At 71.5% G+C, this 26,223-nt stretch carries 18 protein-coding genes, 1 tRNA gene and 2 pseudogenes; 4 read left to right on the top strand and 17 right to left on the bottom strand.

Features of this window, described 5'->3' with window-relative positions:
* Window positions 1-90 precede the first annotated feature (90 nt).
* A tRNA-Pro gene (locus ABD343_RS06835) sits at window positions 91-164 on the top strand.
* Window positions 165-241: 77 nt separating this feature from the next.
* On the opposite strand, the gene ABD343_RS06840 is transcribed toward ABD343_RS06835, so the two are convergent.
* Complete coding sequence (locus ABD343_RS06840) at window positions 242-523, bottom strand: tyrosine-type recombinase/integrase (protein WP_344525113.1); 282 nt, start codon at window positions 521-523, stop codon at window positions 242-244.
* Window positions 524-1,050: 527 nt separating this feature from the next.
* Between ABD343_RS06840 and ABD343_RS06845 the strand changes: the two genes are divergently transcribed.
* Window positions 1,051-2,538 carry an MFS transporter gene (locus tag ABD343_RS06845; RefSeq protein WP_344525115.1) on the top strand — a complete coding sequence of 496 codons (1,488 nt, stop codon included), beginning with the start codon at window positions 1,051-1,053 and terminating at the stop codon, window positions 2,536-2,538.
* Between the two features lie 459 nt (window positions 2,539-2,997).
* Here ABD343_RS06845 and ABD343_RS06850 read toward each other — a convergent pair whose 3' ends face one another.
* The 8 genes from ABD343_RS06850 to ABD343_RS06885 form a co-directional block, all read right to left on the bottom strand.
* A complete protein-coding gene (locus tag ABD343_RS06850) occupies window positions 2,998-6,135 on the bottom strand; it encodes an alpha-L-rhamnosidase (protein ID WP_425578109.1) in 3,138 nt (1,045 codons plus the stop codon).
* 5 nt (window positions 6,136-6,140) lie between these two features.
* Window positions 6,141-7,148: an acetylxylan esterase gene (locus ABD343_RS06855; RefSeq protein WP_344525118.1), complete on the bottom strand. Its 1,008-nt coding sequence runs from the start codon at window positions 7,146-7,148 to the stop codon at window positions 6,141-6,143.
* 30 nt (window positions 7,149-7,178) lie between these two features.
* On the bottom strand, window positions 7,179-9,476 hold the full coding sequence (locus ABD343_RS06860) for a beta-galactosidase (RefSeq protein ID WP_344525120.1): 2,298 nt from the start codon (window positions 9,474-9,476) through the stop codon (window positions 7,179-7,181).
* A gap of 20 nt (window positions 9,477-9,496) precedes the next feature.
* A complete protein-coding gene (locus tag ABD343_RS06865; protein ID WP_344525122.1) occupies window positions 9,497-11,203 on the bottom strand; it encodes a right-handed parallel beta-helix repeat-containing protein in 1,707 nt (568 codons plus the stop codon).
* Complete coding sequence (locus ABD343_RS06870) at window positions 11,200-14,499, bottom strand: right-handed parallel beta-helix repeat-containing protein (RefSeq protein ID WP_344525124.1); 3,300 nt, start codon at window positions 14,497-14,499, stop codon at window positions 11,200-11,202. Before ABD343_RS06870 ends, ABD343_RS06865 begins: the two co-directional genes overlap by 4 nt.
* Before the next feature lie 12 nt (window positions 14,500-14,511).
* Window positions 14,512-15,993, bottom strand: coding sequence for an ABC transporter substrate-binding protein (locus ABD343_RS06875; protein WP_344525126.1), 1,482 nt, complete (start codon window positions 15,991-15,993; stop codon window positions 14,512-14,514).
* A gap of 77 nt (window positions 15,994-16,070) precedes the next feature.
* Window positions 16,071-17,024, bottom strand: a complete 954-nt coding sequence (locus ABD343_RS06880) for a carbohydrate ABC transporter permease (RefSeq protein WP_344525128.1) — start codon at window positions 17,022-17,024, stop codon at window positions 16,071-16,073.
* Window positions 17,008-17,964, bottom strand: coding sequence for a carbohydrate ABC transporter permease (locus tag ABD343_RS06885; RefSeq protein ID WP_344525130.1), 957 nt, complete (start codon window positions 17,962-17,964; stop codon window positions 17,008-17,010). The genes ABD343_RS06880 and ABD343_RS06885 overlap by 17 nt, the downstream gene beginning before the upstream one ends.
* A gap of 202 nt (window positions 17,965-18,166) precedes the next feature.
* On the opposite strand from ABD343_RS06885, the gene ABD343_RS06890 reads away from it, so the two are divergent.
* Both ABD343_RS06890 and ABD343_RS06895 read left to right on the top strand, forming a co-directional pair.
* Window positions 18,167-19,201 carry a hydroxyacid dehydrogenase gene (locus ABD343_RS06890; protein WP_344525132.1) on the top strand — a complete coding sequence of 345 codons (1,035 nt, stop codon included), beginning with the start codon at window positions 18,167-18,169 and terminating at the stop codon, window positions 19,199-19,201.
* Window positions 19,202-19,242: 41 nt separating this feature from the next.
* Window positions 19,243-21,156, top strand: a complete 1,914-nt coding sequence (locus ABD343_RS06895; RefSeq protein WP_344525134.1) for a heparinase II/III domain-containing protein — start codon at window positions 19,243-19,245, stop codon at window positions 21,154-21,156.
* An 8-nt stretch (window positions 21,157-21,164) separates the two neighbouring features.
* Here ABD343_RS06895 and ABD343_RS06900 read toward each other — a convergent pair whose 3' ends face one another.
* The 8 genes and pseudogenes from ABD343_RS06900 to ABD343_RS06940 form a co-directional block, all read right to left on the bottom strand.
* Window positions 21,165-22,178 carry a LacI family DNA-binding transcriptional regulator gene (locus ABD343_RS06900; RefSeq protein ID WP_344525136.1) on the bottom strand — a complete coding sequence of 338 codons (1,014 nt, stop codon included), beginning with the start codon at window positions 22,176-22,178 and terminating at the stop codon, window positions 21,165-21,167.
* Between the two features lie 121 nt (window positions 22,179-22,299).
* The gene (locus ABD343_RS06905) at window positions 22,300-23,175 is read right to left on the bottom strand and encodes a TetR/AcrR family transcriptional regulator (protein WP_425578110.1); all 876 of its coding nucleotides are present in this window, start codon (window positions 23,173-23,175) and stop codon (window positions 22,300-22,302) included.
* On the bottom strand, window positions 23,172-23,330 hold the full coding sequence (locus tag ABD343_RS06915) for a 3-keto-5-aminohexanoate cleavage protein (RefSeq protein ID WP_344525138.1): 159 nt from the start codon (window positions 23,328-23,330) through the stop codon (window positions 23,172-23,174). The genes ABD343_RS06905 and ABD343_RS06915 overlap by 4 nt, the downstream gene beginning before the upstream one ends.
* 22 nt (window positions 23,331-23,352) lie before the next feature.
* Window positions 23,353-24,513, bottom strand: coding sequence for an aromatic ring-hydroxylating oxygenase subunit alpha (locus ABD343_RS06920; protein WP_344525140.1), 1,161 nt, complete (start codon window positions 24,511-24,513; stop codon window positions 23,353-23,355).
* 71 nt (window positions 24,514-24,584) lie between these two features.
* Window positions 24,585-25,094, bottom strand: a complete 510-nt coding sequence (locus ABD343_RS06925; RefSeq protein ID WP_344525142.1) for a sensor histidine kinase — start codon at window positions 25,092-25,094, stop codon at window positions 24,585-24,587.
* 138 nt (window positions 25,095-25,232) lie between these two features.
* Window positions 25,233-25,505: pseudogene (locus ABD343_RS06930) on the bottom strand (winged helix-turn-helix domain-containing protein); the annotation flags it as partial.
* A 91-nt stretch (window positions 25,506-25,596) separates the two neighbouring features.
* Window positions 25,597-25,926: pseudogene (locus ABD343_RS06935) on the bottom strand (MMPL family transporter); the annotation flags it as partial.
* Entirely contained in the window at window positions 25,899-26,096 is a 198-nt protein-coding gene (locus ABD343_RS06940; protein WP_344525144.1) for a hypothetical protein, read from the bottom strand. The gene ABD343_RS06940 and the pseudogene ABD343_RS06935, both read right to left, overlap by 28 nt.
* Window positions 26,097-26,223: the final 127 nt, after the last annotated feature.

Genomic DNA, 26,223 nt, shown 5'->3' on the forward strand with positions numbered 1-26,223 from the left:
GGGGGAAGGGGGGCGCGAGCACCCCCTGAAGTGCTGTATTGTTCTTTGTGCGCGAGCGGCGAGGGGAAAGCCCCGAAGCCGAACGGGCACCGGGACGTGGCGCAGTTTGGTAGCGCACTTGACTGGGGGTCAAGGGGTCGTGGGTTCAAATCCCGCCGTCCCGACGGTGCAAGAGCAGGTCAGAGGCGGAGTCCCGATAGGGGATTCCGCCTCTGCTGCGTGTGCGTGTCTAACTGTGTGACTATGCCTCTGGATTGGCCTTGAAGATGGCGTCCATCGCGACCGCTCCGGTCTGGACGACCGGCCGGATCTGCTTCCGGTAGACCTCCTCCGTGACGCTCGTGCTGGAGTGACCGACCAGCTTTGAGATCTCTTCTGTGCTCAGCCCTCGGTCCGAGAGCAGCGAGACGAAGCTGTGTCGCAGCTCCCTCGGGGTCCACTCGGCGGGCGTGATGCCGTCCACTCGGGCGAGTGCCTGGCGCAAGGCGCGCCGGACGTTGGCCGCGTCCAGTCCCGTGCCCACGGCCGACGTGAAGGCAGGACCTGAGCCCTGCCACCGGTCACCTGCGGCGAGCCGCTGCCAGCCCCTGGCGCTCCCACTGGATCCTGAGCACGTCGATCGCCCGGACGTTGATGGGCAGCCGGTGGGTACAGACGGTGGCCGCAGCCTCACCGGCTGGACGGGGCGTGAACTTGGCCTTGTCGAAGTGCGGGGAGCCCGTACCCAGGCCCGGGTAAATCCGTTTGCGTCCCCAGCCGGTTGACCTACCCTGTCGGAGGTCATGTGCGGCAAACTCCTGCCGCACCATTCGGCGCGCTCGGCGTCGATGCGTACCGCGTGCCCGGCCGGGAGGAGGTGGGAAACATGGACAGGACAACGAGTGTTGCGGCCATAGTTGCCCCCGGCCGTGTGCCCCCGTTCGGCGCGCGGTAGGACTCTCCGCCCCCCTTTGCGGCACCTCATGGTGGTGTCCGCTGCTCTCGCGATCCCTTGTGTCGCGTCCCGGGGTGTAGGACCGCGCGTCTGCTCCTACACCTCCGACACAGAAAATGATCGCCTTGACCAAGCAGTCCTCCCCCGGGGACACCGCGCCCACGCCGGTCCCCGACACCACCGCGAACGCGGCCGAGCTGCCCGATCCGAAGCGATGGTGGGCCCTCGCCGTCATCGCGGGCGCCCAGCTCATGGTGATTCTCGACGGCACGATCGTGAACATCGCCCTGCCCTCCGTCCAGGACGGACTGGGCATGTCGGATGCGAACCGGCAATGGGTGATCACCGCCTACTCCCTGGCCTTCGGCGGCCTGCTGCTCCTCGGCGGCCGGATCGCCGACCTGGTCGGCCGCAAACGCACCTTCATGATCGGCCTGGTCGGCTTCGCCGCCGCCTCCGCGCTCGGCGGCGCGGCCGACGGCCCCGGAACGCTGTTCGCGGCGCGGGCCCTGCAAGGGGCCTGCGCGGCCGTCCTGGCCCCCTCCGCGCTGTCGCTGCTGACGACGACGTTCACCGACCCCGCCGAGCGCGGCAGAGCGTTCGGTATCTACGGCGCGCTCGCCGGGGGCGGCAGCGCCATCGGGCTGCTGGTGGGCGGCCTGCTCACCGAGTACGCGACCTGGCGCTGGTGCCTGTACGTCAACGTTCCCATCGCGCTGGCCGCACTCGGCGGCGCGCTGGCCCTCCTCAAGGACAGCCCGCGCCAGCGAGGGGTGCGCCTCGACGTTCCCGGCGCGCTGCTCGCCTCCGGCGGGCTCGTGGCGGTCGTGTACGGCTCCAGCGACGCCGAATCCGCAGGCTGGGCCGACCCGTTGGTCCTGACCCTGTTCGCGGCCGGTGTGGTCCTGCTCGCCGTCTTCGTGTGGTGGCAGTCCCGCGCCGAGCATCCGATGCTGCCGCTGCACATCGTCAGGGACCGCACCCGTGCGGCGGCGTTCGCGACGATGGGCCTGGCCACCGTCGCCATGTTCGGCGCCTTCCTGTTCCTGACCTACTACCTCCAGGCCGTCCTCGACTACTCACCCGTACGGACCGGACTGGCGTTCCTGCCGATGTCCGTCACGATCGTCATCGGCGCGACGCAGATCGCCGCCCGGCTCCTGCCCCGCACCGCCCCCCGCAACCTGATGGCCCCCGGCATGCTCCTCGCGGCCGTCGGCATGCTGCTCCTGACCCGCCTGAGCGTGAACTCCGGCTACACCACCGGTGTGTTGCCCGCGCTGGTGCTGCTCGGCCTGGGCATGGGACTGACGTTCATGCCGGTGTACGCGACGGCGACCGCCGGGGTCGCCCCGAAGGACGCCGGGGTGACGTCCGCGACCGTCTCCACCTTCCAGCAGATCGGCGGCTCCCTGGGCACCGTCCTGTTGAACACGATCGCGTCGGCCGCCGCCACCCGCTATATCGACGCCCACCCCTCCCGGAGCCAGGGCCCGCTGGAGGGCATGGTGCACGGCTTCACCGTCGCGGCCTGGTGGTCGGCGGGCGTCCTGCTCCTTGCGGCATTGGTCGCGGCCATGGCCAAGACGCCCGAGAAACCCTAACGAAATGACCTCCGAGGTGGCTGGTTCGCTCCGGGACCGATGATCCGGAGGTGCGGCGCGTCGCGGCGCTCGCTCCCGCACCCACTCTTCAGGGTCCGGGGATGCACTGTTGGCTCACCTCGCAGCATCCCGGACTCGGGCAGGCTCATGCGCAGCAGGCCCCTCGTCGGGGTCCGCAGAAGATCCTTGGGACGCGGGGAAGCGCGCCGTCTCTGGGAGAATCCTGGGAGATGATCTTGTTTCACACACTCTCCCCCACTCACTCAGAACGATGCATACCGACGCTCTGACCAGTCAACATGGCATACCTGCTGACCAGTTGGCCACCAGGACGCAGGCTGGGGGGGCAAAGGGTCGTGGGTTCACATCTCGCCGTCCCGACCGGTGAAGCGGACGAGGGCCGGTCTTCCGATCAGGGAGACCGGCCCTCGCTGCTGTGCGGGCCCCGTGGGTGGCTCCTCAGGCGGTGGTGAAGATGTGTGTGCCGGAGCCCGCCGTGAAGACGGTGCAGTCGTCCTCCGTGCGGAGGAACTCCGAGGTGTCGTGGGTGACTTCTGTGTCCTTCCGTGCGGGGATCCAGATCTCCGCCGTGGTGTTGACCGGCAGGGAGACGGTGAGGCGGAAAGCGTCGCTCAGCGTCCAGTGGGTGGTGATCGGGCCGTACGGGGAGTCGAGGCGGGCCCTGGCCTCCTGGAGGCCGCCTCCCGGGCGGGGGCGGATGAGGATGCGGCGGTAGCCGGGTTCGGCCGGGGCGAGGCCGGCCACGTGGGCGTACATCCAGGCGCCGACCGAGCCGTAGGCGTAGTGGTTGAAGGAGTTCATTCCGGCGTCCTGGAAGCTGCCGTCCGGGCGGATGGAGTCCCAGCGTTCCCACATCGTGGTGGCGCCCTTGTCGATCTGGTAGCCCCAGGAGGGGAAGGTCCGCTGCCGCAGCAGGCGGTAGGCCACGTCCGTACGGCCCGCCGTCGTGAGTGCCGGGAGGAGCCGGGGCGTGCCGAGGAAGCCCGTGGACAGGTGCCAGTCGCGGGCGCGGAGGAGTTCGACGAGGCGGTCGGCGGCCGGGCCGCGCTCGTCCCGCGTCAACAGGTCCATGGACAGAGCCAGGACGTAGGCGGTCTGGGTGTCGCCCTTCACCCGGCCTCCGGCGGAGACATAGGCCGCGCGGAACGCCTCGCGGACGTCCTCGAAGAGGCTCCTGTACGGCTCCGGGTCCCTGCCGAGGGCTCGCGCGGTACGGGCGACGAGGTCGGCGCTGTGGGCGAAGCAGGCGGTGCCGATGACGTCCTTGGGCGTCTCCTCGTCGATGTTGAGCCAGTCCCCGTAGCCCTCGGCGGGGCGCAGGAGGCCGCTGCTGTGCTCGCGGAGGTACTCCAGCCACCGGACCATGGACGGCCAGCTCTCCTCCAGGATCCGGGTGTCGCCGTAGGCCTGGTAGAGGGCCCAGGGAACGGTGACTCCCGCGTCGCCCCATCCCGCCACGCCCTTGCCCAGCGGGCGTACGTGCGGGGCGACGTCGGGGAAGGCGCCGTCCTCGGTCTGGGCGTCGCGCAGGTCCTGGAGCCATTTGGTGAGGAAGCGGGCCGACTCCATGACGTACGCGGCCGTCGGCGCGAAGACGTTGATGTCGCCCGTCCAGCCGAGGCGTTCGTCGCGTGCCGGGGTGTCGGTCGGGACGGAGAGGAAATTGCCGCGCAGGCCCCAGGTGATGTTGCTGTGCAGCCGGTTGAGCATCGGGGCGTCGGTGCTGAACGCGAGCGTGAGGGGCGCGTCGGTGTGCAGAACGAGTCCGGTGAGGTTCTCCCGGTCCGGGACGCCGGGGTGGCCGGTGACCTCGACGTAGCGGAAGCCGTGGAAGGTGAAGCGCGGTTCGAAGGTCTCGGTGCCGACGCCCTTGAGGGTGTACGTGTCCGTGGCGCGCGCCGACCGGAGGTTCGCCGTGCAGGGCGTCCCGTCGGGGTTCAGGACCTCGGCGTAGCGCAGCCGTATCCGCGTACCGGCCGGTCCGGAGACGGTGAGACGGACGGTGCCGACCATGTTCTGGCCCAGGTCGAACACCCGGACGCCGGGGGCGGGCTCTGTCACCTCCCTCGGGGTCAGCTCCTGTGTCACCCGTACGGGGGCGTCGAGCTGGGCCACCGGTTCGGCGGTCACTCCCTCCAGGGCGGCCGCGCGGACCCAGCCCGTGTCGTCGAAGCCGGGCTCCGTCCATCCTCCGGTCTCCAGACGGGCGTCGTACTCCTCACCGGCCAGGAGGTCGGCGGTCGTACGGGGGCCGGGAGCCGCGCGCCAGTCGGGGCCGGACTCCACGCGGTCGGTCGTGCCGTCGGCGTAGGTGAGCTCCAACTGGGCGAGCAGAGCGGGGCGTTCGCCGTACTGGTGGGGGCCGGCCCAGCCGATGCTGCCCGCGTACCAGCCCGCGGCGAGGTCGGCCGCCAGCACGTTGTCGCCGTCGCGCAGGAGGGCGGTGACGTCGTGGGTCCGGTACTGGACGCGCCGGTGGTAGTCGGTCCAGCCGGGGGCCATCCGGTCGTCGCCGACGGGACGGCCGTTGAGGTGCGCCTCGTACAGCCCCAGGGCCGTCACATAGAGGCGCGCGCGTGCGACCGTCTTCCCGGGGGCCGGACGGAACGCGTGCCGCATCTGGGTCACGGGCGCGTACGCGGGAGGGGTCACCGGCCGCCCGTCCTGTCCGTACGGTGCCAGCACCTCGGCCGCGCTCCACGCCCCGTCGTCGTACTCGGGCGCGTGCCAGTCGCCGCGCGGCTCCAGCGCCGTGGACATCCAGCCGGGTCCGGTGGGCAGGCACACCTCGCCGTCGGCGGCGGTCAGTTCCAGGGCCGCCAGAAGGCCCGCGGGGCCGGTGCCGGGGGTGGCGGCGGTGACCCCGAGGACATTGCGGCCGGGCCGCAGGCGGTCGGTGACGTCGGTGACATACGGGGGCCTGCTCTCGACCACGGGGGCCGCGGGGTCGGTGTGATCGACCCCGGCGCCGTTGACGTACGCCGTGCAGCCGCCGCCCGTGGTCAGGACAAGACGGGCGCGGACCAGGCGCTGCGGCACCTCGACGACGGTGCGGAACCAGCGGGTCCCTCCGGGCGTGCCGTCCGGGGACCAGATCCAGTGCGCGTGGTCGAGCCGCGGCGCCGCGAGCAGCCCGGGAGGCGCGCCGATCCACCGGGCGGTCCAGCGCGAGGCGTCGAGGAGGCCCGTCTCCCACCAGGAGGGCTCGCCCCACGCGGAGGCACGGCCCACCTCGTCCCACACACGTACGGTCCAGTAGTAGCGGGTGCGGGGCAGGAGTCCGGGACCGGCGTAGGGCACCAGTACGGAGGTGTCCGAGGCGACGGTGCCGCTGTCCCAGACGTCGGGGGCCGTGAGGAGCGCGGGGCTGGTGGCGACGCGGATCCGGTAGGCGCTCTGGGCCTGTCCGTGCCTGCCGGGCTCCTGGGACTCCAGGCGCCAGCTCAGGCGGGGGCGGCGGACGTCGAGGCCGAGCGGGCGCTGGGCGTGCTCGACGCTCGGCCGGACCACGCGGAGCGGGGAGACGGCGGGGGTGGCGGGCATGGCGGGGTGTCCTCTTCTCTCGGGCCCTGTCATCGGCTTCAGGCGGCGGCCGGGTGGTGCCGTCCGTGCCGTACGTGCCGTCCGAGCCAGTCGAATTGGGCCTCCTGCTGGAACATGGCGCCGCCCTCGTGGCCGTTGAAGGGGTACACCTCGATCTGCCTGGGGCCGCCGTACGCGTTGTGGGCGGCGAAGACCGTGGACGGCGGGCAGACCTGGTCCATCAGGCCGACGGAGAACAGCGCGGGTGCCCGGCCGCGCGCGGCGAACGTCACCCCGTCGACGTAGGAGAGGGTGCGCAGCGCCTGCTCCTCCTTGCCCCGGTGCATGCGCAGATAGCCCGCGATCTCGCCGTACGGGCGTGCGTCGGTGAGGGTGACGGCGCGGGCGAAGTGGCAGAGGAACGGCACGTCCACACAGACGGCCGCGAGATCGGGGACGAGTCCGGCCACGGCGAGCGCGATGCCGCCGCCCTGGCTGGCGCCGAGCGCGACCGTGCGGGACGGGTCGGCCAGCGGGTGGGCCCGTGCGGCCTCGACGGCCCGGACCGCGTCGGCGAGGACGCGGCGGTAGTAGTACGTCTCCGGGGCCTCGATGCCTCGTGTCATGAACCCGGCGTGGGCAGGTCCGGAGCCGACCGGGTCCGGGGTGTCCCCGACGTTGCCGCCCGCGCCCTGGGTGCCGCCGCCCTGGCCGCGTATGTCCATCACAAAGTGCGCGTATCCGGCCAGCGGCCACAGGCACCAGCAGTGCGGCAGGCCCCGGCCGCCGTTGTAGCCCTGGAACTGCACCACCAGGGGCAGGGGGCCCTCGGCCCGCGCCGGGACGGTGAACCAGCCCTTGACCGGGTGGCCCCCGAACCCGGCGAACGTCACGTCCCATACGCGGGCGCCCGTCAGGCCGGTCTCCACCGGGTCGAACGTGGCGCCCAGTCCGTACGCCCGGGTCTCGGCGAGGGTCTTCTCCCAGAACACGTCGAAGTCGTCGGGCACGGATATCTCCGGCCGGTAGTCGCGCAGTTGGTCGAGCGGCAGGTCGAACTGGGGCATGAAGCCTCTCTCATCTCTCGGAAAGGGATCTCAGCGGCAGACGAACCGGCGGCCGATCTCGGCCGACAGCCGTACCGCGTGGATCTCGGCTGGGCCCTCGATCTCCTCCCGGCTGTCCAGGAGGATCCCCTCCGCGTCGGCGGTCCGCTCGGCCGTCGCCCGGGGCTCCACGCGGAGCTGGAGGCCTGCCCCGGCGAGGGCCTGCCGGAAGCGGCCGAGCTTCACCCGCCAGGGGACGCCGTGGTGGAAGTCGTCGCCGATCAGGGCGCCGGTGCCCGCGTCGAACAGCCGGCACAGGTCACCCGCGTAGTCGATGTCCGCCCACAGCCCGGCCAGCTCCTCCGGGTTCGCCTCCGGGGCGCGCAGCAGCCAGCGGGACGGCGAGAGCGTCTCCACCTCGATCACGTCAGGGCCGGGCGCGGGGCGCGGCGCCTCCGCCGTGTACCGGAACAGCGGGCCGTCCGGCTCCGCGCGCACGGCCTCGCCGTACGCGCGCACCCCGGCCGGTGCGGGGAGCACGGACCAGGTGAACGGCGCGGGGTCGGTGCCGAGGGGGACGCGGCGGGTGACGGTCACGGTGTCGCCGTCGAGGGTGAGGTCGTCGGGGCTGGTGACGAGCCGCCGCTCCCCCGCCACCTCGGCGACCTGGGCGTGCTCGGCCTGCTCGCGGCTCAGGGTCACGATGCCGAGCGTCTCGTTGACCGTGAAGGAGCCCTCCCGGGTGACGACGGTGACGCCGCCGGGCTCGCCGAGGACCGACTCGTCGCCGCTGACGCGGGTGTCCTCGACGCCCCGCAGCGTGTACTCGACGTCGCCCTCGTCCGGGCGGAAGAACACCGTGCTGCCGCGCAGCCGGGCCAGCGGCTGGGCGGTCGCCGAGACGAGGGTCATCCCGTCGCCCAGGCCCAGCTCGACGGGCAGGATCGCCGATCCTCCGGACGCGACGGACAGTTTCGTACGGCGCGGTATGCGGACGTCCCCGCTGTCGAGGGAGACGACGAGCGACACGTCGTCCCGCGCGGTGAGGGGCGTGCGGTTGCCGTAGTTGGCCAGCAGGACGAACGCGGAGGTGCCGTCCGAGCGTACGGCCGTGCGCAGCCGGTCCTCCTCGGGGTCGGTGACCGGCTCGGCGGCCTGCACGGCGCGCATCCGGGCGAGTTCGGGGCCGAACTCGGTGACGAAGCGGTTGAGGGGCGCCGTGCGGTAGAAGGGCGCGCGGCGCTCGCCGTACTCGCTGACCGGGGCGCCGAAGTCGTAGGAGAGCGGGGAGAACTCCGGCTCCTTGGTCATCCAGCCGAAATCGCCGCGGACCGGGTTGGTGCCGCCGTGCATCATGTAGTAGCCGAGCGTGATCGTCTCCACGGTGCCGAGCCGGGTCAGGGCGCCGACGAGGACGTCGTCCGGCGCGGTCACGGGCCGGTAGGCGGCGCGCGTCGGGGAGCCGCCGCCCAGCTCGCAGAAGGCCACCGGGAGATGGCCCCGGTACGGGTACGACTGGCTGCCGAAGACGGTCAGTCCGCTGTTGCGCGGCCTGGGGTGCAGATCCATGTACCCGCCGTAGCTCACCAGGAAGGCGTCGGCGGGCGGCTCCCCGCCGCCCGTGCCCCAGCCGGTCATCGAGAAGACCGGCGGGGCGATCCCGGCCTCCAGCGCGAGCCGCCGCAGGTGCTCCATGTGGGCGGTGAACTCCTCGCCCGTAGGGCCCCGGTGGTCGCTGGCCGTGTAGCCGAAGAGGGTGCGCCAGTCGTTGGGGGCGTGGGTCAGCTCGTTCTCCAGTTGGACGAGGAGGACAGGGCCGCCGTCCTGCCAGTACAGGCCGGACAGCTCCTGCCCGAGCCTGCCGTAGTAGCGCGCGACGAGCCGCAGATAGCGCGGGTCGTTGGAGCGCTCGGTGAGCGGCATGCCGTACAGCCAGGGCGGCAGCCCGCCGACGGAGAACTCCGCGTTGTTGTACGGGCCGATGCGCGGAGAGAAGAGCATGCCGTGCCGGTGGCACAGCTCGGCGAAGCGCCGCACGTCGTTGCCGCCGGAGAAGTCGAACTCCCCCGGACGCGGTTCGACCAGGTTCCAGAAGACGTACGAGGAGACCATGGTGCAGCCCGCGCTCTTCAGCGCGAGCACGCCCGCCTCCCACTCGTCGGCGGGGTAGCGCTGGAGCTGCAGCTCCCCCGCCACCAGGGGCAGCGGCTCTCCGTCGAGCTCGAAGTGGTAGTTGTTCGCGGTGAGCCGCCGCCCCCCGGGGTCCGTGCCGCCCCAGTGCGCGAGGTGCTCGCGGCGGAGGGTGAGCGCGGCGTCGCGCGCGTCGTGGACGATGTCGTGCGTCGTCATGCTGCGGTGGTGTCCTTCGGTCAGAGGTAGCCGACCACGGGGGCCCAGCTCGTGGTGTCGTGCGCGGTGTCCCCGGCGGCGCCCGGATCGACGATGAAGCGGAGGGTGTCGCCCGCCTTGACGGGCAGCGCGTCGACGGAGGTCCCGATCCCCACCCGGTTGCCACCGCTCAGGCCGTGCGGGGTGAGCACCTGGCGGTCGCCGTGCCGGATCTGGACGCGTACGCCGTCGCCGCCCAGGTCGGCCTTGGCGGCCTGGCCCCGGATCGCCACGGTGCCGTCGCGCGGCGCGGTCCAGGTCCGGGCCACCAGGCCCTTGCCGCCGACCGGGTGCCAGCGCCACTTGGAGAGCACGGGCAGCGCTCCGGCGGAGGGCCGCCAGGAGCCGTCGCCGTTCTGGTAGGTCAGGTCCTTCCAGGTGGCGCCGCCGTCGGGCGAGTGCTGGTAGCGCCACTGGTTGAGGCCCTGCCCGGTGGCGAAGTCGCGGGCCGCGTACCAGACCCGGCCCTCGCCGGTAGGACCCGCGTTGCCGGAGACGGCGATCTTGTCGAAGCTGCCGCCCGAGACCGTGTCGGTGAGGCTGTCACCCTTCCACAGGTTGCCGCGGATCACCCCGTCGGTCCGCGAGTCGTCGCCGAGCGAGGCGACCGGGGGCCGGCCGTTGTCGACGATCGCGTTGGACTCGACGGTGACCCTGGTGTTCGGCCCGTCGGCGTGGATGCCCTGCAGCCCGACGCCCCAGCGGACGTTGCCGGTGAGGAGACTGCCGCGGACGGCCACGTCGTCGGTCCAGCCCTCGTAGTTGACGCCGCTCTGATCGGGCGAGCCGGTCTGCTGGGTGAAGGCGACGATGTTGTTGGTGAGGTCGACGTCGGCGACATGGCCGAGGTAGATGCCGGTGGTGCCGGTCCGGACGGGGCAGCCTCCGGCGTGGCTGACGACCGAGTCCATCACGGTCACCCGGGTCATGGACTGCAGGGTGAGGGCGTTCGGGCACTCCTCGGGGAGGGGAGCGGGGGCGCCGTCGTCGTTGTTCAGGTCGAGGTCGGTGAGGACGGTGTCCTGGATGAAGTGCTTACGTCCCTTGCTGTCGCCGAAGGCGATCGACACCCCGTTGTGCTTGCCGGTGATGCCGCGCATCCGTACGCCCTTGACCGCCCACTGGTCCGTGGCCGGGACCGCGTCGCCGCCGACGCGGACGCCCATGTGGGTGTGGTGGACGTAGAGGTCGGAGAAGGTCAGGCCCTCATGGCCGATGCCCTCGGGGCCCTTGTAGGAGGCGACGACGCCGTAGGTCAGCTTCTTGGCGCCGCGCCCGTCGATCTCCAGGTTCCGTACCGCCCAGTGCGAGGGGTTGTAGAGGCTGACGCCGTAGTCGGACGCGCCCTTGAGGATGCGCGGTCTGGCCCCGCTGCCGTACGCGGAGACCTCGACGGGGGCCGCGGCGGTGCCGGAGCCACGCAGCTTCATGCCCTCCTTCCACGCCGCGCCGCGCGCGAGCAGGATCCGGTCTCCCGCGGCGTACGTACGGGCGTTGACGGGGGCGAAGGTGCACCACGGCCGCTGTGCGGAGCCGGGCCCGGAGTCGGTGCAGCCGGAGCCGGAGCGGTTGTCGACGTGGTACGTGGTGCTCGCCGCCCGGGCCGGTCCGGAGAGGACCAGGGCGGGCATCAGCGCGGCCAGGGCGGTGGCGAGCAGGAGGGGGGTGCGCGGGGAGCGGGTCATCATCGGCGACCTTCCTCGGTGCGGTGCTCGGTGGGCTCCTCGGTACGGCGCCCGGTACGGGCCTCGGTGCGGTCGACGCGGACGGAGTCGATTCCTCCGGTCCAGGTGCTGGTGGGCTTGCCCAAGTAGTAGTTCCAGCGGTTGAAGGGCTGCACCTTGAGCCGGCTGATGGTGCCCTTCCAGCCGGGGACGGTCGCCATGTCCAGGACGTACTCGGTGTGTTCGGCCCCGGGGACGAGGGAGAAGGCGATGCCCTTGAGCCCGGCCTCGTTGGTGGGCGGATAGCCGCCGTTGGGGATGTCGAACTCCGGTTCGTCCTCGGTGGTGAACAGCAGATAGCCGGTGAGCCGGTTGTCGGGGTTGCTCATACGGATACGGACGTAGCGGTGCTCGGCCGCGTCGAGGCCCAGGCCGCCCGGCGAGAGCGCCGCGGGCTCGTAGCCGCTCTTGCCGGTCAGCTCGCCGTCGGCCGTCGGCGCGGGCCCGTAACCGTCCGGGGGCGGCGGGGCGGTGGCGCCTTCGGCGAGGGCGAACGTGCGGAACCGCAGGCTGCGCTTGCCGCCTCCCTCGGGCCCGTGCCAGGAGCCGCCGGCGTCCACGGAGTAGTACTCACGCCCATCGGGGTGGAGCCCGGCGTCGTTGTAGCCGATGCCGTACGTCCCGCCGCCGGGGGCCTGGTACGGAGCGGAGATCTGCACCGCGTACGTCGCGTCCGGGTCCAGGTCCTCGAGGCCCGGATGGACGCTGACCATTCCGCCCTCGGTGGAGACCCGGTCCGGGGCCACGGACCCGGTGAAGAGCGTGTCGGCCGTGGCGGTGCCGCCCTTCCTGAGCCGGACGACGCGCAGGAACAGCGCCCCGGTCGGCTCGCCCTTGCGGTACGCCCACAGGTCGAGCCGGGCGAGGCTGCCCCTGGTGGCCCGGAAGGTCTGCATCCGGCTGTGCGTCCAGGCGACGTCGGCGTGGCGGGTGAAGGTGCCTCGGGAGTTGTCGGTGTCGGCGACCACGCCGGTCGCGGGGGTGCCCGCGGAGGGCTTGCTCACATCGGGATCGAAGGTCCATCCATCGGCGCCGCCGGTGAACTCCCAGGACTTCGCGGGCGGGTCGTCGAAGGCGACGCGGTCCACGGAGATCCGCCCGTCGGCCCCGGTGAAGCGCACGGACAGCCGCCGTACGGTGCCGTCCCACGCCTTGTGTCCGCCGAGCGGGACGAGGACGTCGCGATCGGCGGCGGCCAGGCCCTTGGGCTCCTCCGGGTTGAGGTGGAAGGGAACCGTGCCGGTGCGCCCGCGCGCGGTGGTGAAGGCGACCTCGCCGCTCTTCGCGCGGGTGTCGTTGTCGAGCCGCATACGGAGCGCGGAGCGGCCCTTCGGCGCGAGCTTGAGGTCGCCCCGCGTCCGCAGCTCGGTCTCCTCACCGCCGGCCCGCACTTCGAGCCTGCCGCGCCGCGCCGCGAGCGGCCTGTCGCCGGTCCACCCCTGCGTGTCGCCGTTCACGTCGAACGACCAGGTGCCGGGGGCGTCGTCGGCCCGGCTCTTCGCCGAGTAGCCGACGGCGGGGGCCCAGCTCACGGGCGTACTGCCGGGCGCGGTCTCGAAGCGGAGGACGTCCCCGGCACGTACCCGTACGTCGTCGGCGTTGGTGGCCCGGCCGTTGGTGCCGATGCCGCGCCAGGGGCCCGCGAGCGGGCGGCCGTTGCGGGTGACGGAGACGGCCGCCGTGCCCTCGGGGTCCGTGGGCAGGGCGAAGCCGCGGACGTTGACGGTGCCGCCGCGCGGCGCGGTCCAGGTGCGGGCCGTACCGGCGGAGGAGGTGAACCGGTCGACGGTTCCGGCGGGCGACGTGTACGCGCGCCGCTTCGCGTCCCACGGAAGCCGCTCCCACTTCCCGCCGCCGCCCGCCGCGTAGCTCCAGGGCCCTCGGTCGCCGGGCGGGCCGAAGTCCTCCGCCGCGTGGTCGAGGTCGCCGCGCCCGGCGACGGGGACGTTGTCGCGGCGCGTGAAACGGGAGACGTCGCCGCCGGACTTGGCGGTCAGGAAGCCGAAGGGCTCGTGATAGAGATTGCCGGTCAGTTCGGCCGCGACGGGGATGTCGTCGCCGAGCTGGGCGACGGCGCCGTCCGGCGGGTAGGGGATGTTCGACCGGACGCCGTTGTCGGCGAAGACGTTGTCCACGACCTTGTTGCCCTCGTGGAAGTCGTCCGCGCCATGGATGGCCAGGTATTCGATGCCGCCGCCGAAGTTGTCGGCGAAGTAGTTCCCCCGGATGGTGACCTCGCTGGTCCTGGACTCGTGGTCGATGGCGACCATGTCCGGGTTCGCGGTGTTGGGGGTGTCGGTGACGATGTTGTTGGCGATCAGGACGTTCCTGGCCGAGCCGAGGTAGACCGCCGCCGTGCCGAACGTCGTACGGCACCCGGCCTCCTCGCGGAGTACGGAGTTGGTGACGACGGCGTCCGTGACGTTGCCGAGGGCGAGGCCGTCCGGGCAGCCCGCGTCGATCTGGGAGGGCACCTTCGACGGGTCGCCGTTGTTGTTGTCGTCGCCGTGCAGGTGCACCCGGTCGACGACGACGTCGGTGAACGCGTTCTCCCCGCTCTTCCCGGGCACGCGTTCGGGCGGCAGGTCGGTGGCGCTCTTGTTGGTGCTGGTGACGATGCCGTGCGCGTTGCGGGTGCTCTCGACCCGGCTGATCCGCAGCCCCCGCAGCACGGGTTCGGTGAGGGTGTACGGGCCGTTGTTGACGAGGTGCAGGCCCGCGACGCGGGAGTCGTGGACCTTGACGCCCTCGAAGACCAGCCCCTTGTGGCCGGGCGAGGTGAAGTTGGCCCGGATGCCGTACCGCATGTCGCCCTTGCCGTCGGTGGAGGAGCCGACGTCCAGGTTGCGGACGGTCCAGTAGGACGGGTTGTGCAGGAACACCCCTGTGTCGCGGCTGTTCTTCACGAGGCGCGGGCGCGGGCCCTTCCCGTACGCGTCGACCGTGACCGGCGCTTCGGCGCTGCCTGCCCCCTTGACCGAGAGGCCCTCGTCGAAGACGGCGCCGCGGGCGAGGAGCAGCCGGTCGCCGGGGACGAACGTCCGTTCGTTGGCGGGGGTGAAGCCGCACCAGGGCGCTTCGGGGCTGGTGCCGGGGTGCTTGTCGTCGCAGCCGCTTCCCGGTGTGTTGTCCACGTAGTACGTGCGTCCCTCCGCCGCTCCGGCGGACTGGGGCTGCAGTACGGCCAGCGGCAGCAGCGTGCCGACGACGAGGGCGGTGGTCCTGCGTGCGCGGGGCCCGAGGGCGCGAGGCATTCCCATGACGGCGCCCCCTCAGCCCTTCGCCCAGGGCTCGTCGTCCCAGCCGTGGTCCCTGACCTGTTCCTGGGCGAGCTTCCGCCAGGCGGCCTGAAGGTCCTTGAGCGTCGTGTCCAGGGACTTCGAGCCCAGCAGATAGCCGTCGTAGAGACTCACCACGGTGACGCCCTTGGGGGCGTCCGGCTGGCCGCCGATGCGCATCTTCTCGCTCCACACGCCCTGGGACATCGATTTGGTGGCCTTGGGGGCCTCGGAGCCCTTGAGGACGGGCAGCGCGCCGGTGGCGTCCAGCCAGTCCTGGGTGTGCTCGGGCACGCTCATCCACTGGAGGAACTTCAGCGCGGCGTCGTACTTCGGGCCCTCGACCGGCGAAGGGATCATGTAGCTGGTGCCGCCCGCGTCGGCGCCGAACTGCGCGGGAGCGCCGGTGGACAGCGCGCTGGTGTCCTCGGTGACGGTCGGGAAGGGCATGCTGGAGACCTTGCCCTCGACCTCGGAGAGCGCCCCGTAGCCGAAGGGGGTGCCCCAGGCCATGGCGGCCTTGCCGGAGCTGAAGTCGCGGCCGTTCACGACGGAGGACGAGGACGGGGCGATGCCGGACCAGTTCTTGGTGGCGCACTTGTCGAACACCCGCTTGAGCAGCTTCACCGACTCGGCGACCTCGGGGGTCTTCGTGGCGTCGAGGTCACCGCTGAGGATCGCCCGGTAGCGTGCCTTGTCGCTGACGGTGGGGCTCTTGCCCTTGGAGCCGTCGGGCGCGAACACGTTGAGCTTGTCGTAGTACTTGTCGAGCAGCATGTTGGAGATCGTCTTGATCGTCCATCCCACGCCGCTCGGCGAGCTGTCCATGGCGAGCGGGGAGTATCCGGCCTTCTTGAGCTTTCCGCACGCGGTCATCAGGCCGGAGAACGTCTTCACCGGTGCCTCGACGTCGGCCTTGTCGAAGGCGGCCCGGTTGTAATAGATGCCGGTCGAGACGACGTTGAAGGGAAGGTACTCCTTCTTGCCCTCGGCGTTGGTGCCCTTCCCGGGGCCGTAGTACTTGGGGTCGAAGAGGTCCGCCCACTTCTTGTTGCCGGCGACGTAGGGGTTCGGCTTCTTCAGCTCGTCGTCCAGGGTGTGGACCATGTGCGGCTGGTGCGGGGCCGAATAGAAGACGAGCTCAGGGGCCGTACCGGCGGAGAGCTGGGTGCCGAGGGTCTTGGAGTAGTCGGCCAGCGGCAGCACGTTCGTCTTCACCTTGATCTTCGGCTCAGCCTTCTCGAACTCGGCGATGAGCTTTTCCCAGGGCTTGCCGAAGCTGCCGGACTGGTCGTTCCACTGATTGGGCCCGGCGATGGTGATCTCCACCTTGCCGTCGGGGCCCACGCCGTTGTCGGAGCTGGAACAGCCGGAGAGCGCGAGCACGGCGGTGAGCCCGAGCGCGAGGCACGAGGCCACGCCTTTCGTACGGCTCGTACGGCTCGTACGGCTCGTACGGCGGAGTCTTGAGCGCATGACGGTGCCTTCCGTGAACGTGACGGTGAAGGAGGTGAAGGAGGTGAAGGAGGAGGGGATCTGCGGGAGGAATCCGGTCACTTGCCGGTGCCGGGCAGCCCGCCCTGCACCCCGGCGAGGAAGTACTTGGAGAGGAACGTGAAGAGCAGCAGCAGCGGCAGGCTCGCCAGGGTGTAACCGGCGAACAGCGGTCCCCATTCGGTCGCGTTCTGTCCCTTGAAGAAGGCGAGGCCGACCGGAATGGTGCGTAGTTTGTCCTCGGTGATGACGAGCAGCGGCCAGAAGAAGTCGTTCCAGACGTTGATGACCGTGAGGAGCGAGACCGTACCGATCACGGGAAGGGACAGCGGCAGCACGAGGGAGCGGAACATCCGGGGGCCGCTCGCCCCGTCGATCCGCGCGGCGTCGAACAGCTCCTGGGGAATCTGCCCGACGAACGTCCTCATCAGGATCGTCGCCAGGACCACGCTGCTCGCGATGTGCGGGAGGATGAGGACGGTCATCGAGTTGAGCAGCCCCAGGTCGCGCATGAGCACGAACATCGGGATGAGGCTCGCCACCGGCGGCACCATCATCAGCATCACGACCATCCCGTACAGCACCCTGCGGCCCACGAACTCGTAGCGGGCGAAGAGGAATCCGGCGACCGAGGCGAGGGCCACGGTCCCGATGATCGAGGCGAACGCCACCAGGATCGACGTAATGAAGTACGGCTGGATCTGCTGCCACGCCGCGCTGTAGTTCTCCAGCCGCAGCGGCCAGGTCGGCATCCAGTAGCTCTCGTTGAACTGCTGGTTGGTCTTGAACGACGTCATGAACATGAACAGGTACGGGAACAGCGCCACCACGGCGATCGCGCCGAGCACCAGGATCACGGCGCCCTGCCCCGCCCTGCTCCCGCGGGACCGGGAACGGCGCCCGTCCCCGCCGCCGCGCGGGAGTTCGCCGCGCGGGGTGCGGGACTCCCGCGCCGACACCCGGGACGTCGTCGCCGTCGCCGTCGTCGTCAGCACGTCAGAGCGCTCGGACATCGGGGTTCTCCTTCCGGCGGATCAGCGTGAGAGCGCCGCTGAGCAGTGCGGTGATGGCGAAGAGGGTGGAGGAGAGGGTGGCGGCGTATCCCCAGTCGCTGCCCTCGAAAGCGATGCTGATCATGCGGAGGACCGGCACCTGGGTCGCGTTGTCGGGCCCTCCGCCGGTCACCAGATAGGCGGCGAACCCGAACTGCAGGACGGAGATGGTCGCGAGGAAGAACAGCAGCTTCATCTGGGCGGCCATCAGCGGGAGATCGATGCTCAGCACCCGGCGCAGCCGTCCGCAGCCGTCGAGGGAGGCCGCCTCGTAGACCTCCTTGGGGATGTTCTGCAGCGCGGTGAGGAAGACCAGGAACGGCAGGCTGGCCACCCACGGGAAGCCGATGACGAGCAGGGACGGGAGGGCCGTGGCGGGGTCGCCGACCCAGTTGTGCGCGAGCGCGTCGAGACCGATCCCGCGCAGGGCCTGATTGAGCATGCCGTCGTTGGGATCGAAGATGAACGACCACACCAGGACCGTGACCACGCCGGGGAAGGCGAGCGGGAAGATCAGCACGGTCCGGAACACGAACTGGAGCCGCTCGCTCTTCAGGCTGATCACCAGCTCGGCGGCGAGCAGCGGGAAGAACCACATCACCGTGACGCTGACGAGGAAGATGTATCCCAGGTTCTTGAACGAGTCCCACCACAGGTCGTCCGCGAACATCGTGCGGTAGTTGTCCAGACCCACGAACGGCGAGTCGAAGCCGGGCCGCCAGTCGAAGAACGAGTGGTAGACGCCGCTGGCCGCCGGATAATAGGCCAGCAGCCCCAGCAGTGCGAACAGGGGCAGCAGGCCGAGATAGACGAACCAGGGGAAGCGGCGCCTGCGCCGTGCCTCCCCCTTCGTCTGCGGCGTCGGGGCGGGTGCGTTCCGCTCCGCGACGGGACTCGCCATGGCTCGATTCCTTCCTTCACGGCGCGGCTCAGGGCCGCGAGGGCCGGCCGCACCATGAGGGTGAAAGGTTTCACTCAGGTTTCCCGGAAGCTAGCTCTCACATGAAGCCGCCGTCAACAAAAGAGGCCGAGAAATCTTCGGCCAACTCCTCTTTCCTCCCTACTTCTTGACGACCCTTCTCACCCGCTCTAGCGTCACATGGATGAATCGATTCACTCGCCGGACCGTCGTGGTCGCTGTCGAGGACGGTCTGCGCGACCGTCTGTTCGGCCGACGGAGCTGGGATCGGCTCCACAGGTGCGCCGACATACGCATCAATCCGGCCGGTGGCGCGCTCGCGGACCCACGCGCCGCGGCGATGCTGCGCGAGGCGGACGTCCTCGTCTCCGGCTGGGGCACCAGTACGCGGGGACGCGGGCTGCGCGCGCTCGCGCCCCGCCTCGGCGCGCTCGTGCACACGGCGGGCAGCGTCCGCACCCTGGTGGACGACGCGGTCCTCGCCTCCGGCGTCGCCGTCTCCTCGCAGGCCGACAACAACGCGCTGCCCGTGGCCGAGTACGCGCTGGCGATGATCCTGCTGAGCGGCAAGGCGGTCTTCGCCGCTCAGCACGCCTACCGCACGGCCCGCACCGCCAGCGCCGCCAGCGCCGCGCCGGAAGCGTCCGGACTGCCCGCCGCACGCGGCACGTACGGACTGCGCGTCGGCATCATCGGGGCCTCCCGGACCGGCCGCCGGGTGTGCGAACTGCTCCGCCCCTTCGACGTGGAGGTACTGCTCCACGACCCGTACACGAGCGCCCCGGAGGCGGCGCGGCTCGGCGCCCGTCCCGTCGCGCTGGACGAGCTGATGGCGAGCTGCCGGGTCGTGTCCCTGCACGCCCCGCTGCTCGACGCCACCCGAGGGATGATCACGGCCGCGCTGCTGCGCCTGCTGCCCGACGGGGCCACGTTCGTCAACACCGCCCGCGGCGCGCTCGTCGACCAGGACGCGCTCGTCGCGGAGTTGGCCACGGGCCGGATCCACGCCGTCCTCGACGTCACGGACCCGGAGGTCCCGGAACCCGGCTCACCGCTGTGGACGCTGCCGAACCTGGTGCTGACCCCGCACACCGCGGGCTCCGCCGGAAACGAGGTGCGCCGCCTCGGCGACAGTGCCGTCCGCGAGATCGAGCGCCTCGCGCACGGCGAACCGCTCGCCCACCCGGTCACCCGCGAGTACCTCGCCCGTACGGCATAGGGCCCGCACACCACCGACGTCCGACAGGAGGAGCAACACCGATGCACGAGGTCACGGTCACGGAGGCCCTGCGTGCCGGGCGGCGCGAGGACCTGATCGCCGGGTACCGCTCCCCCGCCCTCTGGCAGCGCGTACGGGCCTCGCCCCTCGGCGGCCCCGCGCTCGACGCGATCGCCGCACGGGCCGCGACCTGGGCGGGCACCGCCATCGAACCCTTGCCGTTCTCCCTCTACCGGCGCTACGCGGAGGACGGCGCGCGGGCCCCGTTCCAGGACGTCTACTTCCGCGCCCGGCGCAACAGGCTCACCGATCTCGCCCTCACCGCGCTCTGGCGGCCGGACGAGGACCTGGCGCCGCTCGAAGACCTCGTCTGGGCCGTCTGCGACGAGTACGCCTGGGCCCTCCCGGCCCATCTCGACGGCCTGACGGACCCGCACCCGCCGCGTCCGCACGCCGAACAGATCGACCTGTTCGCCGCCGAGACCGCCTTCACACTGGCCGAGCTGCGCCACCTCTTCGCGGACCGGCTGAGCCCCCTCGTCGCCGAGCGCGTCCGCGACGAGGTGCTCCGCCGGGTCCTGCGCCCCCTCCTGGAGCACCCCGCGCCCTGGTGGGAGAGCGCACGCACCAACTGGTCCGCTGTGTGCGGCTGTTCGGTGGGCATGGCCGCGCTCCATCTCCTGGACGGCGACGGCGACAGCGACGGCGGCGGCGACGGTCCGGACGCCGACGCGCTCGCGCAGGTCACCTCCCGGATGACCGAGGCCATGCGCTGCTTCCTCGCCGGGTACGGCGACGACGGCGCATGCCCCGAAGGGCTCGCCTACTGGAGCTACGGGTTCGGCTTCTTCACCGTCTACGCGGACGCGCTGCACCGCCGTACAGCCGGACGTATCGATCTCTTCGAAGACCTCGACGACCCCGCGGGCAAGCTGGAGCGCGTCGCCCGGTTCCCGGAACGGGTCTTCCTCTCCGGTACGGCCACCGCCGCCTTCTCCGATACTCCCCCGCACAGCACCCTCGACCCCGGACTGGCGGCCCGCCTGGGACGGCGCTTCCCCGGCATCGCCCCGCCCCCTCCGGAGCGTCTGGAGACGGAGCCCGTCAACTCCATGGGCTCATGGGCCACGGCCCTGCGCTCCCTGGTCTGGGCGCACGAGTCCGCCACTACGTCCACCACGTCACCGTCCCTCGACGGCCCCGGCGGATATCTGCCGGACGTGCAGTGGATGATCTCCCGTACCCGCTCCGGCGAGCGGCATGTGGCGTTCGCCGCGAAGGGCGGCCACAACGACGAGCTGCACAATCACAACGATGTCGGCAGCTTCGTCCTGGCCGTCGACGGCGAGCCCCTCCTGGCCGAGCTGGGCCGGGGCTTCTACTCGGGCCGGTACTTCGGCCCCGACCGCTACACCGTCCTGTGCACCGGCTCCCAGGGCCACAGCGTTCCCCTGATCGACGGCACGCCGCAACGGGCCTCGCGGGAGGCCGCCGCCGAGGTCCTCGCGGTCGAACACACACCGGCGAGCGCCCTGTTCCGGCTCGATCTCGCGCGCGCCTATGCCGTGCCCGCGCTGTCCTCCCTCGTCCGCGAGTTCGCCTTCTCCCGGGGACGGCTCGTCCTGCGCGACCGCGTCACCGCCCGCGCCCCCGTCGAGATCACCGAACGGTTCATGTCCTTCGAGCCCTTCGTCCTGGAGGCGCCGGGCCGCGTCCTGCTCCGGGGCCGCCGGTCCGCCCTGCGCCTGTCCTACGACGCGTACGCCTGGGAGGCCCGCGTCCTCCAGCACGCACACGTACGCCATGACGGCACGACCGCGACCGTCCACAGCCTGGATCTGCTCCGCACCTGCGCCGAGGGCGAGTTCGAGCTGCGCGCGGAGCCGGAACCGGAGCCGGGGGCGAGGCCGGGACCGGGACCGGATCCGGAGCCGGGGCCCGTACGCGGCGGGTGAGCCCTGCGTCAGCCGCGGCGGCGCAGCGAGCTGGCACGCACCACCAGCTCCGGCTGGATCACGATGGAGCGGACCGGCAGCCTGCCCTCCGCCTCGGCCTGGTCCCTGACCAGGTCCACCGCGGTCCGTCCGAACATGTCGCGCGGGCGCCGTACCGTCGTCAGCGGCACCAGGGTGGTCGCCGCGAACTCCATGTCGTCGTAGCCGACCAGCGCGATGTCGGAGGGGATGCGCAGGCCGGGCCGGTCCCCGAAGGACTGCACGAGGCCGACGGCCACCGAGTCGTTCGCCGCGACGATCCCGTCGGGCCGTTCGCGCGCCCGGCGGGCCACGATGACGTCGCCGGCGTGGTGTCCGGCCGCGACAGTCCGCTCCTCGGTCGGCAGCACCTCCAGCCGCACCCCGGGGTGGGCCTCGACCGCCTGCCTGGCCCCCTCGATCCGCTCGGCGATCTGCCGGACCGTGTCCGGGCCGCCCACGAACGCGATGGAGCGGCATCCCTGTTCGATCAGGTGCGTCACGGCACGCCGGGTGCCCACCACGTCGTCGACGGAGACGGACGAGAAGAGGTCCGACGCGCCGTACGCGTCGACGAGCACCGTGGGGATGTCGCGCGCGGCGAGCAGTTCGAGATCCGCGTCCCGTGTCGTCCCGGAGGCCAGGATGAGGCCGCGCACGCGCTGCTGCACGAACATGTCGATGTACTGGGACTCCCGCACCGGGTCGCCGTCGCTGCTCGCGAGCACCAGGAACAGCCCGCTCTCGGCCGCGCGCCGCTCCACCGCGTGTGCCACCTCGCCGAAGAACGGGTTTCTGAGTTCGAGCGCGACGAACGCCAGCGTGTTGCTCTGTCCCGCCCTGAGCTGCCGGGCCGCCTCGTTGCGCACGTACCCGAGGTCCTCGATCGCGCGGCGGATCCGCTCGGCGGTGTCCGGGGCGACCCGGTGCGGGGTGTTCAGGTGCTTCGAGACCGTGCCCACGGAAACCCCGGCCCGCTCGGCGACCTCCCTGATGCTGACCAACGCCGCGCGCCTCCTCGACGGATGTGCCTGCGCCCCCTGAGGACGCCCCCGCGGTCCCGGGCCGGCGGATGCGCCCGATGATACGTTTCATCGACGCGGGTCCGTCAACGCCGGGGGGCGTTCACGCGAAGGCGATCTCCTCGCACCGTCTGACGCCCCGCCGGACCGAGGCGCGGTCGATGCCGAGGAGGGCGGTGAGCCAGAGCCCGTTCTGGACGATGTCGATGTCGGTGGCCCGGCGGTCCGCCTCGCCCCTCGTGAGGTCCGGACGGGCCGCGCGGATGAGTGCGGCGAGGCCCTTCCGGTACCGCTTCTGGGCCGCCGTGTTGATCGCCTCGAAGTCCGGGTGGGCCTGCGCGAGGGCCCAGAGCTGGAGGCGGTGGGAGAGGTACTCCGTGGTGAGGAACTCGGAGTCGGCGATACGGCGCAGCGCCCTGTGGAGGTTGTCCCCGGGGCTCCTGTCCGGGTCCGGCGCGACGAGGGCGACGTCCTGCTCCTCGATGCGGCGCAGGGCCGCGCAGATGAGGCTGACCTTGTCGGCGTAGTAGTAGTTGACCAGGCCCAGGGCGACCCCGGCCTCCCGGGCGACGGCACGCATGCTGACGCCCGAGATGCCGTGCCGCGACAGGAGCGCGAGAACGGCGTCGAGGATCCGCTCCTGCTTGCCTGCCTTCTTCTCGGCCTCAGCCGTTTCCGCAACCGTCTCGCTCACATGGCCGATGCTAGTCAGCGCGCGGGTCGCTCCGCACGGCGCGGTCGTCCCGCACGGCGCGGGGTGCTCCCTGGCGAGGGCGATCACTCCGGTGAGCCCCAGGCGGAAGAGCTGGGTCGGTCCCATCGTCGCCCAGCGCAGTCCGGGCCCGGCGGAGACGGCGGTGTCCACGTCCTCGACGCTCGCCACTCCCTCGTTGACGAGGTGGAGGGCCTCGCGCCACAGCGCCGCCTGGAGGCGGTTGGCGACATGGCCCGGCACCTCGCGCCCGACCCCGATCGTCACCTTGCCGACCGGGGCGAGTTCGCCGGAGCCGAGACGACGGCGTCGGTCTCGGCGGCGATCCGCGGCTGGAACCGCTGGAAGATCTCCGGCCGGGGATCGGGCCCGGCCGTCCGTGGGTCGCGGGCGTGCAGATGGACGATGGCCGGCTCGGGCATGGGTGGCTCACCTCACCGGTCGTCAGGACAGGGACGTCGTACGTTCGTTCACCAGCGCGCGGTACGCGTCGAGGACCAGGCCGTGGAAGTGGTGGACGCCGTGCTCGGAGAGTCCGGGGGCCCGTTCGGGGTCATGGACGATCCGGCCCTGCGTGAAGGCGGGCGTGCCCATTCCTCGCTGGACGCTCTCGACCAGGTCGATGTCCTGCACCTGGAGCACCTCGTCGATGTAGCGCACCGACTCCTCCTCCGCCTGGTTCAGCTCCGTGCTCTCCAGGAAGAAGTCCCAGGTCTCCAGCGTGCGTTCGGGTCCGGCCGGGAGGATCTGGAGGACCATGAAATTGCCGCGTCCGGGATAGCGCAGCAGGCAGGTGTTGGGCCAGAGCCACCACACCGCGTGCTCGGTGACACTCGCGCCGGACACGTCGTAGGCCGTGTTCTCGGACGTGCCCGCGTCGGCGAAGTGGCTCGACCAGATGCCGTGCGTCTTCACGTCGTAGGTGTTCATGTCGACGAGCGAGACGAACTCCTTGTGCGCGACGTGGCAGTGGTAGCACTCCAGGAAGTTGTCGACGACGTTCTTCCAGTTGGTCCTGATGTCGTAGTGCAGCCTCTTGGCGTGCGTGAGCTTCCCGATGTCCGGTGCGTGGCGGCCGATCTCGGCGGCGAGGCCGGGGGCCTGCTCCGCGAGGGGCCGCGCCTGCGGGTCGAGGTTGACGTAGACAAAGCCGCAGAACTCCTCGGCCTGGATCCGGTCGAGGCACACCGCCGACTTGTCGAAGGTCTCCATCCGGTCCGTCTTGCGCGCGCCGATCAGCGCGCCGGTCAGGTCGTACGTCCACGCGTGGTACGGGCACACGATGCTGCGCGTCGTCCCCGAGCCGCGCAGCAGCTCGTGCGCCCGGTGCTTGCAGACGTTGTAGAACGCGCGGAGCCGTTCCGTCCGGTCACGGACGACGACCACCGGCATCCCGGCCACCGTCGTCGCGACGTAACTGCCCGGCCGCGCCAGCTTCTCGGTGTGGCAGACCCACTGCCAGGTGCGGGCGAAGATCGCCTGGAGGTCCGCGCCGTGCCACTTCTGCTCGGTGTACGCCTCGGCGTTCAGGGACAGGGAGCGTCCGGGATCCGGGTCGTACCCGGCGGCTACGGCCTCGATCTCGTCTGCCGTGACAGGAGTCATGGCGCCGACCATAGACCCGGTTTGGACGACCGTTCAATCCCTTGGTGAACGGTCGTCCAGACCGGGGCCCGTCACGCCGGGCCCCGGTGCAGGGGCAGCAGGAGCCGGAAGGTGCAGCCCTCGCCCGGGGCCGAGTCGAGGGTGATACGGCCGCCCTGCGCCGTGGTCAGGGAGTGGGCGATGGCGAGGCCGAGACCGGCGCCCGCGCCCTTCGTCCGGGTGCGTGAGGTGTCCGCCCGGTGGAAGCGGTCGAAGACACGTCCCTGCTCCTCGGGCGACAGGCCCGGGCCCTCGTCGGCGACTTCGAGGACGGCGTACCCGTCCTCGGCACCCACGCCGATACGGAGGGGGGTGCCGGGCGGGGTGTGGGTGACGGCGGTGCCGACGAGGATGGTGACGACCTGGCACAGGCGGGCCTCGTCCGCGAGCGCCGGGGCCGAGGCGGGCTTCCCGCCGCCCGGTCCGGTGAGGGTGGCGGGGCACGCCGGGTCGAGGGCGCGCACATGCTGCCGGGTGTCGTCCTGGCCGGGGGGCGAGACCCGCGCGGCGATCCGCCCCTTGAGGGCGAGCCGGTCGTCCACCCGGTCCAGCAGATAACCGTGCTGGTCGAGGCGACCGTCCCCGCGGCGAGGAGCCCGACGGCGACCAGGGCCATGGACAGACACAGCAGGCGCGTACGGAGGGGCGTGCGCCGCAGTACTCGCGGAGGCGCGGGCGCCTCACGGGCGGAACTCACGGGGTTCACGGGGCTCGCGGGGTTCACGGGGCTCGCGGGGTTCACGGGGCTCGCGGATGACGTACCCGAGGCCGCGCACGGTGTGGATGAGCTTGGGTTCCCGCCGGTCGGCCTTGCGGCGCAGATAGCTGATGCATGTGTCGACGATGCTCGGGTCGCCCCCGAAGTCGTACTCCCGCACGCTCTGCAGGATCTGCGCCTTGGACATGGTCCGTCCCGCGTTGGCCATCAGGAAGTGCAGCAGCCGGAACTCCGTGACGAGCGAGCCGAAGGTGATGACCCAGGACCACTGCCGCGACCGCGAGCCCGAGGGCCTCCGAGGAGTGCCCGCCGGTCGGCTTCGCGGCGACGGCGTTGCCCCCGGCCTCGACGGAGAGTCCGGCGGAACGGGCGTGGTCCACGGTCTCGCGCAGCGCGCCGCGCGAGGAGTCGGCCAGCTCGGCGGCGGGCGTCTCGAAGGAGACCTGGGAGTAGGCGGTGGTGCCGTCCTCGCTCACCGTGCGGGTGGCGAACGGGTCGGTGGCCCGCTCGGCCTGCGGCCCGCGGCCCAGCTCGCCGACGGTCTCCCCGATGGCCGCGCGCACGCCGGGGTCGTGCACCGTGCCGTGCTCGGCGCGGAAGACGACGCGGGCGGTGGCGCCGTCGGCGTTCAGGCCGGGGAAGCGGGCGTCGAGCACGTCGTAGCACGCTGCGCCTCGGTGCCGGGCATGGAGAAGTCGTCCGGCAGCGGCGCCGGAGCCCGGGCCGCGAACACGGCGGCCAGCGCCAGCAGTCCGGCCCACAGCACCAGGACGTGCCGACGCCACCGGAAGGAGAACCGGCCCAGCGAGCAGAGAAGAGTGGCCACGGAGAGGGCTCCAGGTCGATCGGATCAGGGTTCGGGGGAACGCCGAGACTGGCACCCGGACCTGATCGTTCCCGGAGAGTTCCTCGGAGGTTCCTGAGAGCGCGGCCGGGGATTTCCGCACGGCCGG

Origin of the sequence: Streptomyces albiaxialis (genome assembly GCF_039530985.1) — a bacterium.
Classification (GTDB): domain Bacteria; phylum Actinomycetota; class Actinomycetes; order Streptomycetales; family Streptomycetaceae; genus Streptomyces; species Streptomyces albiaxialis.